Annotated in this window: 8 protein-coding genes and 1 pseudogene; 1 reads left to right on the plus strand and 8 read right to left on the minus strand. The window is 41.5% G+C overall.

Annotated features, from left to right (window positions below; all coding sequences use genetic code 11):
- Nucleotides 1-1,302: 1,302 nt before the first annotated feature.
- The 7 genes from ACYRY3_RS20585 to ACYRY3_RS20615 form a co-directional block, all read right to left on the minus strand.
- Nucleotides 1,303-1,869 (minus strand): CAP domain-containing protein, encoded by a 567-nt coding sequence (locus tag ACYRY3_RS20585; RefSeq protein ID WP_460203483.1) that lies wholly within the window; start codon nt 1,867-1,869, stop codon nt 1,303-1,305.
- A gap of 154 nt (nt 1,870-2,023) precedes the next feature.
- Nucleotides 2,024-2,404 carry a response regulator transcription factor gene (locus ACYRY3_RS20590; protein WP_460203484.1) on the minus strand — a complete coding sequence of 127 codons (381 nt, stop codon included), beginning with the start codon at nt 2,402-2,404 and terminating at the stop codon, nt 2,024-2,026.
- A 337-nt stretch (nt 2,405-2,741) separates the two neighbouring features.
- Nucleotides 2,742-3,878 carry an alpha-hydroxy acid oxidase gene (locus ACYRY3_RS20595; RefSeq protein WP_460203485.1) on the minus strand — a complete coding sequence of 379 codons (1,137 nt, stop codon included), beginning with the start codon at nt 3,876-3,878 and terminating at the stop codon, nt 2,742-2,744.
- A gap of 15 nt (nt 3,879-3,893) precedes the next feature.
- On the minus strand, nt 3,894-4,268 hold the full coding sequence (locus ACYRY3_RS20600; protein ID WP_460203487.1) for a cupin domain-containing protein: 375 nt from the start codon (nt 4,266-4,268) through the stop codon (nt 3,894-3,896).
- Nucleotides 4,269-4,280: 12 nt separating this feature from the next.
- Complete coding sequence (locus ACYRY3_RS20605) at nt 4,281-5,171, minus strand: aspartoacylase (protein WP_460203489.1); 891 nt, start codon at nt 5,169-5,171, stop codon at nt 4,281-4,283.
- A 250-nt stretch (nt 5,172-5,421) separates the two neighbouring features.
- Nucleotides 5,422-6,546 carry a DUF1822 family protein gene (locus ACYRY3_RS20610; RefSeq protein WP_460203490.1) on the minus strand — a complete coding sequence of 375 codons (1,125 nt, stop codon included), beginning with the start codon at nt 6,544-6,546 and terminating at the stop codon, nt 5,422-5,424.
- A 68-nt stretch (nt 6,547-6,614) separates the two neighbouring features.
- Nucleotides 6,615-8,081, minus strand: a complete 1,467-nt coding sequence (locus ACYRY3_RS20615; RefSeq protein WP_460203491.1) for a hypothetical protein — start codon at nt 8,079-8,081, stop codon at nt 6,615-6,617.
- A 368-nt stretch (nt 8,082-8,449) separates the two neighbouring features.
- Between ACYRY3_RS20615 and ACYRY3_RS20620 the strand changes: the two are divergent.
- Nucleotides 8,450-9,340 (plus strand): annotated as a pseudogene (locus ACYRY3_RS20620) (hypothetical protein); the annotation flags it as partial.
- Here the strand turns inward: ACYRY3_RS20620 and ACYRY3_RS20625 are convergent.
- Entirely contained in the window at nt 9,340-12,030 is a 2,691-nt protein-coding gene (locus ACYRY3_RS20625; RefSeq protein WP_460203493.1) for a non-ribosomal peptide synthetase, read from the minus strand. The pseudogene ACYRY3_RS20620 and the gene ACYRY3_RS20625 overlap by 1 nt on opposite strands.

Below are 12,030 nucleotides of genomic sequence, written 5' to 3' on the forward strand. Positions count from 1 at the left end.
CTCCCATTGAAAGGGCTGGAATAAGACAGTCATTGTCAACTCAACAATTTAAGAGTTGAGACTTCATTATTGGTATGCAGATATAGCAAACCTTTGTAAAGCTTGGAATGAAAATCTGGCATTATGGTTTAGGTAGACTCATTATTTTGGTCGAAGAGATTACTATTAAGAGTTGAATTTAGAGTGACTACTCTCTTCTCAGTATAAAATTACCGATACTGAACCTTGGAGTTCAAGGCATTTGCAGTTACGATACTATTGAGCATTGTCCGCCCAACACATCGCTTCTTCTTGGAGGTTTTAATAGGTAAGCTTCTGGCAGGAAGGGAGTAAACTCTCTGAACATCACTGTAATCTTTTCTTTCATTATTTGACAAGTCATTTTTTGTAAAAAATAAAATCTCATTTCGCCAAGAAATAAATGAAAAGCAGAATTAGGCTTTTTGGCACTGTTTGAATCACACCAAAACTCTTGTCACAATGTTTTGGCATTAACTTTAGAAATTGAAAAGAAGACTCTGGAGTCATTTCATTTAATTTGTAGTTTTGTTATAAACAAAAAGCCGCTAAGGTAGCAGTCAAGTTTTTCCTTGAAAACACCTTTTTGAGATAGTTAACTCAAGAATTTGCCTGTGCTGTCTGCTGCTATTCTTTACTTCACTTGAAGTTTTCACTTTTACGCAAAAAAACTCAAGTTATATTAGGGTAAACCCATACTATTTTTAAAATGCTTTATAGCAAAGGTTTTGGAGATTTTTTAGTTTTTCTAAGAAAACAAAAAACCTAGGTTACAGCATCTCAAAGCTCTTAAGTTCTTGCGTATACTCTTCTTGTGTTTGAGAACCAAATTCACTCCCAACGCGGAATAAGTTCTCCTCGTTCCCTAGGGGAGGCTACAAGCTCTCTGAAACCCTTGTTCAATAGAGAATAGACTAAAATTTAGTATAAATACATACAATTAAAATTGTATTGTTGTTAAACTTACTTTCAATAAGCAAAAGCTATAACCCTCATCTATGGTTAAAGTTCACACCCAATATAAATAGATTTACACCATCTCACTCCAGTAAAAATACTGAAAAATTTATGAAATTTGCATTAACACTAACTTTAGCTCTATAGCGATCGCAGTTCCAGGCGAATTCTTATGCACTTAGTTTATATGTCTTCGATCGTTCTACAAGGATTTCCTGCGGCAAAAACATTGGGCGGAATATCTGTTGGCTGTTGGTGGGCAGTGCCCACCCTACCTACTACCTACATCTTTAGGAGTTGTTATTGTAGGTTGCGTTACAACCAATTTTAAGAGCGTAAAAATAATTGTGTAATGTAGTAAGTCTTACCAATTTTCCAGACTCCTACACCAGTTTCCTGAAAAACTGAACGCAGAATATTCTCGCGATGTCCGGGGCTTTTCATCCAACCTTCTACCGCAACCGGTACGGGTTGAGGAATATTTGTACTTTTGAATAAATTCTCACCTACCACCCAGTAAGAAATTTTGCTTACGCGTACTCTTTGGGAAAGAGTACTACCATCTGCCCCCGTGTGGCTGAAAAAGTTTTTCTCAGCCATGTACCGACTGTACCGACGGGCAACTTGCGCTAGCCTTTCGTTATTTTTTAATGGTTTTAATCCGTGCTTAACACGCTGTTTGTTAATATCTTGCCTCACAGCTGCTTCAATATCCGCAGTTGCAGGAGTTTGAGCGAGAATAGGAGGTTTCGGCGGTTTATCCGATGGTACTTCTATTCTAGGTAAAGGAGGCAAATACTCAATAGCTTCCTCACACCCTGTTATTAAGAGTGTCAGTGATACTCCAAAAACCGAAACTATTTGTTTTAACAAGCGTTGGCGCTTTTGGCGCATAATCGTTCCTTTGTCGTCACTTTTGCTAGGGTAGCAAAAGGAAATTGGTTCGAGTGGTGTTGATATCTAGAAAAGTTAGTGGTTAGTAGTTAGTAGTTAGATTGCGTGATTGGTATTTCTTGATTTCTAGACTCACCACTAACACCCCTCAAAATCAATTGTGGCAATATGACTTTACTCTAGCTAGCAATCTATCAAAATTAATGGGTTTGCGGATAAAGTCATCTGCTCCTATATTCAATTCTTCTATAACCTCAGTCTCTTCGGAAGAACCTGTCACAAGCAGAATGGGAATAAAGGGTAATTTATCGTTTTGACGGATACATCGTGTGAGTTCATAGCCATTCATCCCAGGCATCATAACGTCTAACACCACTAAATCGGGTGGTGATGCTTCAATCTTTGCCAAAGCCGAATTACCATTTGTTGCTGTATCAACATCATATCCTTCAGCTTCTAACGCTGTTTGAAGCAAAGATACATTCAGTGCAAAATCATCTACAACCAAGATTCGACGACGCTGAAAAGATTGCATAAATGTAAAACCTGCTTGATATGGGTAAACAAAATTTTTAAGTATTTATGCTTAAACGTTACTATAGTTACATATTGTCTTAATCTTTAAATCACTACTAGGATAGTTGACAAAATATAGACACTCCTCGGTTAAGAAAAATCAATAAATAACACAGACAAAACAAAATTTTGTGTAAGTAAGTAAATAAATCTTCACAAATCAAAGTTAACTAGTTAAGACTGTCATAAGTCATAAGTCATTTGTCAGACGTAGGGTGGGAACTGCCCACCGTTGGCTGCTGAGTGGCATAGCCCTACCTACAAAAATCTCTAATTTTAGAGCGTCCAAGGAGTAGTTAAGACCGTTTTTTGTCAGAAACCACAAGACTGATATCTATATCGTTTACACTAGCGCAACCGCTCAATGCCATAGCTACATCTAGCTCATCCCGTAACAACTCAATAACGCGAGCAACACCCGGTTGTCCTGCCACAGCCAATCCCCACAATATAGGACGACCCACGAGTACGGCTTTGGCTCCCAATGCTAGAGCTTTTAAAATATCAGTTCCTCTACGAATACCGCCGTCAATGAGTATTTCAGCGCGACCATCAACTGCTTCTACCACCTCCACTAAAGCATCCAAAGACGCGATCGCTCCATCTAATTGACGCCCGCCGTGATTGGAAACAACAATTGCTTTTGCCCCATATTCTACCGCACGAGCCGCATCATCTCCCCGTAAAATCCCTTTCAGAACCAAAGGAAGGGGACACAAAGACTGCAACCATTCCAAATCTTTCCAAGTGACTGCCGGGTCTAATTGCTGGGCGAAATAGGCAAATAACCCAGATTCTCCTTCTTGATGGGGAATATTGAGCCCGGATACATTGACCAAATTAGCCAGTTCCAAACCTGGTGGCAAAGCAAACTCATTGTGTTTGTCTCGTTCCCGCCGCCCCAAAACAGGAGCATCTACAGTGACACAAAGTGCTTTATAACCTGCTTGGTAAGCTCTTTCTACCAACCCACGAGTCAGCCCTCGGTCTTTATGGATGTAAAGCTGGAACCATTGGGGAGTATCAGCAAGAGTGCCGTCAGGAGCAACCGCCACCTCTTCGATACTTTTTGTTGACATAGTACTCAACACCATCCCAACACCAGCTGATGCCGCCGCTTTTGCCGTAGCAATTTCTCCTTGAGGATCGGCTAGGCACTGAAATGCCATTGGCGCAACCAGTAGAGGCATTTGGATGGGTTGACCCAAAACTTGAGTTGCTAGATTGCGCTTGCTCACATCCACCAGCATTCGCGGACGAAGCTTGTAGCGTTCAAAAGCCGCCCGGTTATCTCGTAAGGTAACCTCATCCCAAGCACCGCTTGCATAATAGTCCAAAGCCATTTGAGATATGCACTCAACGGCTAACTTTTCATATTCAAATAAGTTTAACGGTTTGTCGCTGCTATCTTTAAACGATTGAATTTTTTCCATTTACAATGATTGTTGTTAAATATTGGCTGTTACTTCCCGATGCACAGTTTCCGGTGAAAAAGCAGGAAGACAAACGGCAATATACTCAGCGCCTTCCTCTGTGGGAGTGCTGTAACGAATCCATTCACCAGCTCTTGCAATTACAGCTTGTCCTGCTTGAATATCCATGTAACCATCGGAATACTCAACTCGAAGTGTGCCTTTAAGAACAATAGTGAATTCATCAAAATCGGGTTTTTGTCCCGGTTCAAGCCAACCACTGGGCGATCGCATGTGAGCAATACTGACAGCTTCAGTTTGAGTTGATACGCGACCAATATATTCGTCGATTAATTTTGGCTTATTGCCAGCTGCTTCAATGCGCTTCGGTTGAGATATCAGTTGTGGCATGGTTGTTTTCGTTTAATTGACATCTGTAGAGCATTGTTGCTTTTCTGTTAAACACATTGCAATACCTTTTTCATAATAGGCTGCTTCATTAATGAAAACCGGATAAACAGTTGATTTGCCTTGGTAAGGGATGACTTGACCGTCAAAGGTTAAAAACATTGGGTCACCGGGATTGAGGGGTTGATAATCCATAAATTGAAGCTGTGGGTGAATCATGGCTTGTAATTCACCCTGCTGATTTTTCGGATAATCAACGGTATCCACGCATTGATATACTGTCAGCGTGGCAGGAACTGATAAAGATGTTCCTTGATTGTAAGTTTCCAGATAATCCAAAACTACATTAGTGAGTTCTTCAGTTTGCTGAAATAATTTTGCATCCAACACACCTTGAGCAATTGGACCTACCTCGATGGTACAGCCTAATTCACCAATGGATCTGAGAAAAGGGCTTTCTTGTCCGGATTGTTGCCAACGGAAAACCTTGATAAGTGGATTTCTCGAAGTGAGGTAAGCAGCTAATCGAAGATTAAACGGACAAGCGTCAACTGGAATAATAGTTAAGCCCATGTTAGCAGTCGTACTGTGTAAATCGACAATCACATCAACTTTAGGGCGACCTTTTGGTCCTAAAATGTGATTAATAGCTTGGGCTTGGCTTTCTTCGTAACTCTCGGGTGTCGGGTTGTTCAGATTTTCAGTTGTGAAACAGCGATTCAAGTCGCGGTCGATGTATCGTCTTCGGGCTGCAAATGCTTGAGGATTAGCCAATAGTGCCATGCTTTCAAAGCTAGACCGTTTGATTAAGTTAGGGAATTGTTCAAACTTTTTGACCAAATACGCGCCCGTTAACTCATTGCCGTGCGTTCCACCTACAATTGCAACCCGTTGAATCTGATTCATAACTCACAGTGAATTTTGTTACTAATATAAGGCAGCTTTTAGTGCGATCGCTCTTGACTCCCGAACCGCCAGACGATTACCTGTGAAAAACCGTCAAGACGCCAAGACCACCAAGGTTCAAGATAGGTAGTTTTGTACCGGAAAGGGAGTCATTTTAAGAGAAATGTGCCAATACTGGTAGCGATGCCAGTGTGTAAAGTTTTGTCTCTTTTAAGTAAGATAGCTTTAGGGTCAACAGCAGTGATAAAATTTACAACAAAAAATCCTCAGTAACTACAGCATTCTTGAAAGTGACTTCTACCTTAAATTGTTTACCAGGGGCTTCACTAAATTCTAACTGAATGACATTATCAGCTTCTCTGGCAGTAACTTCCTGACTTTCTGACTCAGAGGTGTTGGGATTAAGAGTGACTTTCAGTTTCAAACCAGACGGTAGACATTCCTCATTGCGATGTTCATCATAACAAGGAGTAACCTGTACCAGCACATCAATTTCATCATTTTCTAACCTTTTGATATTGACAACTAAAGCTACTGATTGACCATTTAGTAATAGTCCAAAATCTATTTTTTTAGCTCCGGAATAATAATCAGATAGTGATTGGCTTCTTACATATCCCCAAGCATAGTTACTATCAACTGTCTTCCAAATGTTTTTTCCAGATTGCCAGCCTTCTGCAAAAACTTCATGCCACCAATTGGTTAAGTTGACTAGTGCTTTCGTCGCAATGCTTGTAGTGGGAGTAAGATTTTGTATTTTTGTATTATTGACTTCAAATACTGATGGTAGAGTAATAGCAGTTGGCGACAAGAAACGTGAGTATAACAATAGATTGTTTACTTCAGGATCGAACCAAGAAAGCGGTATCTGACAGCAATTGTTAGCTTTTCCCTCCAAATTAATTGATTGGCAAGATTTAACGAGTTGATCGTAACGCAAAAAACCAAAAATCTTCAATTGTTCTTCCTCTTCCAAAACTTCAAGCAATATATAGAAATGTGCCGCCCTTTTTGGTGAATTGATGGCTGCTTCTGGTAGAGTTATAAAATCATCAATCCAATTATCTACAATAATTAGGCAAAGGTGAAATTCACCCAATTTGAGATAACTGACATCATCAATCGCATTAGTACCGTTAGGTTGAAATATCGAATCCTTATCGCGATTAATTTTGAGATCTGGAACTCGTTCTCTCAGCCATTGTTCAAAACCAAGTAGTGCTAGCGCATTTAAATAGATTTTCCACTGGTGTGCTTCACTTAAATTTTGGTTGCTAATTTCTTTGGCTAATTCAAAGTGTTCTGTTTCCAAGTAAATAACTTCTGGTGAAGATTTCCATCTCATATATTGTGAATAAATAGAAACGTTTCTCATATCTTACCTCCTTAAGTAGCAGTAAACTTTGATAAAAAAATCGAGCCTTTTCTGGTAAATAAATTTCATCATGCTGCGTGATTGAGTGAATGATTAATATAACGACATATCATTTGAGCAAATAAACTGTTTCTTCTCTGTCTTTTTCCACTTAAAATTTCCGCATATGCATCGTTAAATGTTTTATTCAATGCGTAATCTCTTATTGATTCAGCAACATTTTTTAAACGTTCTGGTTCGCTAAAAATTGTTGTTTGCAAAAACATTTTAGATGTCTTGATAATTGTATCAAAAAATTTTTCTTCTGTTCGATATTGAATTTTTTTCATCAAACTTTCTAATATAAATATACGTCTAACTTTAGACCAAGGGATCTCCCAGAGTTTAGCAATATCTCCTAAAGTCTTATTTTCTTGGTAGTAAAGTTGTAAACCTTCATGAAATCGTTGAGCAAAACTTTTGTACCCTTTACTGTTTGCCAAATATTCAATATGCTGGTCAATGACTTCCGCTATTGCTTCATATAACATCTTTTCAAATAAAGTATGAAAATTTTCTTGGAGTTTGTCTATTTCAACTTCCTCGATATCTGGGTCATAATAGTCTAATTCTAAATTAGGCACATAATGATTAGTTGAGCGATCGTATACCTCTAAAGGTATTGTTTTAGGGCTACCTGTCCTTCTGGAAAGCGTATCCTGACGTAAAATTTCTGCGATTCTTTTGAAATGGCAAATGAGTTCTCTCGAAGAACTTACGGTAATATTTCGTTGCTGCAATAAATCGCGCATTTCTTGCAGCTGGTTTGATGTTGGTTCAGAACAACGTCCTTTTTTATCTGAATTGCGTCTGTCTCGGCGATAGACTGCATGAAAGACTTCTACAATTTCGCGGTCTCCTTGTTCAAGACGCGTATCCAGAGAACGGGGAATATGCTTACATAGTAACGACCAGTCACTGGGAGTTCTTACCCCGAAGTCCCATAAAAATGACTTTAAATTTTGATTTTGTTGAGTTAGCCTCCAAATCCAATTATCTAAGCTTTCACTAGAATTTAAGTTTGGGTTAAAGCTTCGCAAAATTTCTACGCTAAAAAGTTCTCCTCCTTTAGGGATTGGTCGAGTTGAATCATCATGATTCAAGATAAGTTGATTTTGAGCTTCACTATCCAAAATCACCAATTCTCTACCATCGTCGTTTAAAACGAATGGCAGCAGATCGATATAGCTAAAAGGCTTTTCAACTTCAGGTTGACAGGTGTGAGGGATTTTTTTACAGGTGATGAGAATTTTCTGAGATATGTAGCATCTCAAACAAAGACCAGCAAGGGCGCGAGCATGGATATTGGGAGCTGAGTGAAAAAGCTTCCACACAATAGCTTGAATGTGTCTGCTTTCTTCTGGCGATAGTGTGGGTTGATTGGCTAACTGAGGAAAATGTATCCTAAAAAACTCCCGTGCTGGTAATATTTGCTTGGTTTTGTAGCCTCCCTTTATTTTATTATTGCTTACTGTAGGAGAATCAATTATATGCATTGTCCAGTATCTTGACGGAGCTATCATAGTTTCTAATGTTACCTTGCTTCTCATCAAACGGGGCATAAACAGCGAAGCTCTTCACCAGAGACCATTCTTATCAATGTTCTGGAGAACTACATAATATATATATGTTTCGGTTTTTGAAACTTATACAGATATTGTTGGCAGTTGTACCAAAAAAACAGTTGTAAAGTCATTGGTTGTGTTGAAAAAACCAATGAGTTAAAATAGTAATTATGTACTAAAACTAATGATTTCCTAAAGCTTTATTGTCATTCTTCTTTAAAACCGCATAAGTTGCATTTGTTTGAACCTATTAAAAAAAATGGTGATGGAGTTGGTGAACTAATGTAGGGTAGTAGTCTATGGAAATATGGGTAAACTTAGAGTTTGGTGATGGGAACTTTGAGCACGGGTTTAGCAACATCAATCTTAAGGTGAAGATAGCAAACGGACAGCGTAACATCACACAACTAGAAGTGCAATTACCCCCAAATGCAGAAATTCCTGGTTTCTATGAACGTTGGAGAAAACAATACTACTTGTTACTGAACCATTCCAGAGGTCGTTTTAAAAATAACCAAGTCACGAATGTATCAAAAACAGATTGTTACGATTCAGCTGTGCGTTTGCGCGATCAACTTCATCAGTGGCTTCACTCTGTTCAGTTAAAATTAGAACGAGTGTTGCCACAAGCCCCCCGCCCAGAAATTCGTTTGGTTATCCACACTGAGAAAATTGCATCTCTAGCAACTAAAGACATCTTACATCGACTACCTTGGCAGGAATGGAATTTTTTTGCTCAAAAGTTCTCCTATGAAGCGGCTGTTTGTTTTTACTCTTCTGTTGCAAGTACTACCTCATCTGAAAAATCATTGACGACTGGTAAAATTAGAAGAGCTAGAATTATCAGTATTTTTGGAGATAGTACAAACATTGATACCAATGCTGATAAAGAATTACTCAAAAAATTGAAGAAACGAGCGGCAGAATTAATAGTTCTTACTGAACCAAATCGTTCAAATTTTAACGCCCTCTGGGAAGAACCCTGTGATATTTTGTTTTTTGCTGGTCATAGCGAAACTAAAAATGATGGTCAAACAGGTGTCATCAATATTAATCGCAATGATAGTTTAAGTTTGGTAGAAATCAAAAACACACTAAAAGCAGCAATTAACAAAGGTTTAAAATTAGCTATTTTCAATTCTTGTGATGGTCTGGGTTTAGCAAGGGAATTAGCTTCTTTAAATCTGCCCTACATCATTGTTTGGCGCGAAGAAGTACCAGATAAATTAGCACAAAAATTTCTCCAATATTTGCGGAAGCCGCGAATCTTCACCTGGTCGTCAAGGCGACCGAGATACTCAATGTCACCATTGGGTAAGTAGCGAGCATTGTCACCAGTTTTGTAAAGGCGTGCTCCCGGTTTTTGGCTGAAGGGGTTGGGGATAAACCTTTGTGCGGTGAGTTCCGGACGGTTGAGGTAGCCCCTGGCTACACCAGCACCACCAATGTACATTTCACCAGGGACGCCAATGGGCACGGGCTGCAGCTGGGCGTCCAGTAGGTATATCTGCGTATTCGCAATGGGACGACCAATTGGTACATCACCAGTTCCAGAGACTTCAGCCGAAACCTCATAAACGCAGCAGCCCACTACCGTCTCCGTGGGTCCATATTCGTTGATTAATCTGGTACTAGGGGCATTGGTTTGCCAAAAAGCAAGGGTTCGTGCAAAGAGCGCTTCGCCACCAATGACCAGTGTTCTTGTTCGCCCCGCAACTACCTCTGGGGACAGCTGCTGGTTGACGACTTCCAAGTGAGCTGGAGTAATCTTAATGAGGCTGAAATCACCATCAGCTTGTAAAGCAGCCCCAAGGGCTTCGACGCCCTTATCGTCAGGAATGAGCAGCACGCTGCGCCCCACGATTAACGAGGAAAACAGGCTTGTGACGGTGAGGTCAAAAGCAAGGGAGGAATGTACTGGAGAACCCTGCCCTTTTATTACTGTGTAAGCATTGCTACACCAGTGCAGGTAATTGACCAGTCCTTGGTGCGTAATTAAAACCCCCTTCGGTCTACCTGTGGAACCTGATGTGTAGATGACATAGGTTAAGTGGTCGAGGGTCACTCTACTTACCGGGTTCTCCTTGCTCTGTTTGGCAATGACCTCCCAGTTTGTATCCAGGCAAATTACACGCGCTCTGTGCTCCGGAAGTTTCTCAAATAGCTGTGTCTGCGTTAGTAGCACCAACACCTGTGAATCTTCCAACATAAAAGCCAGACGCTCGTGGGGATACGCTGGGTCTAAGGGCACGTATGCACCACCCGCTTTGAGGATGCCTAGAATCCCTACTACCATTTCCACTGACCGCTCCACGCACAGACCGACTAAAGTATCCGGTTCCACTCCCAGCGATCGCAAGTGGTGGGCGAGCTGATTCGCACGGCAGTTTAATTCCCAATAGGTAAGTTGTGTGTCTTCAAACACCACTGCCACCGCATCTGGCGTTTGTTCCACCTGAGCTTCAAACAACTGATGAATACAGAGATTCTCTGGGTAATCCACCTCCGTGCGATTCCACTGCACCAGCAATTGCTGGCGCTCTCGTTGTGTAAGCATTGGCAAGGAAGCAAGGCATCCACCCCTCTGGGCGACCATACCTTCTAGCAAGATCTGCAAATGCCCCAGCATTCGGGAGATAGCAGTCGCATCAAAGCGACGGCAATCGTAGGAAAGGCGCAGCGACAATTGCTCACCGGGCAGTACCACTAAGGTAAGGGGATAGTTTGTTCGCTCAACGGCACGAATATTACCGAACTGTAAGCTGCCGCAGAGCTCCTGCATTGAACCATCTACCGGGTAATTCTCAAATACCACAATGCTCTCAAATAGGGGCAGCCCTCGGGGTACATCGCTCCACCCCTGCACCTGCAGCAGTGGGCTGTATTCGTAAGAGCGTTGTTCCAAAAGCTGAGCTTGCAGCTGTTTGAGCCAGGACAACAACTCAGCCCTGGGCGACACCAACACTCGTACTGGTAGGGTGTTGATAAATAACCCCACCATAGACTCGACCCCTGCTAAATGTGCCGGACGACCGGAGACGGTAGCTCCAAAAACTATATCAACGCGATCGCTGTAGCGTGAGAGGAGTAGAGCCCAAGCTCCTTGTACCAGGGTGTTTAGCGTCAGTTGATGCTGTCGGGCAAAGGACTGCAGTTTGGAGGTGAGAGCTACCGATAGCTGGAGCAGTTGGTCATCGTAGGTTTCCTCTTCAGTGGACAAGCTCCCCAATGCTTTATCGACTCCTAACGGAGTTGGCGCGGTAAAACCCTTAAGTGTCTGCCGCCAGAACGCCTCAGCCTTGGCTAAATCCTGCTGTTGCAACCAGGCAATGTAGTCCTGGTAGGGACGGCTGCGTTTCAGTTGTAAATCCTTACCTTCACAATATGCCGAGTAAAAAGCAAAGACTTCCTTGAACACCAAAGACAGCGACCATCCATCCAACAGCAGGTGGTGGTAGCTCCAGACAAATTGGTAAGTTTTTTCGTCCATCTGGAGCAGAGCTATACCCATAAGGGGTGCTTTAGACAATTTGAAGCCTTGTACCCGGTGTGCTTCAAGGAAGGCTTCGAGTTTCTCTTGCTGCTCTACTGGGGACAAAGAACGCCAATCGTGCTGCTCCCACGGCAGTTTCACTCGTCTACCTACCACCTGAAGCGGCTTTTCGATATTTTCCCAAACGAAGGCGGTGCGCCAGACTGGATGTCGGTCTACCACCATTTGCCAAGCTCGCTGAAACGCTAAAACGTTAAGGTCTCCATAGAAGGTGCAGCTCAACTGCTGGAAATACATCCCAGACTCTGGAGTATAAAGGGTATGGAACAGCATACCTTGCTGCATGGGAGATAGAGGATAGGCAGCCTCAATATTTTTAGAGATCAT

The sequence above is a fragment of the Scytonema sp. NUACC21 genome (assembly GCF_054684315.1).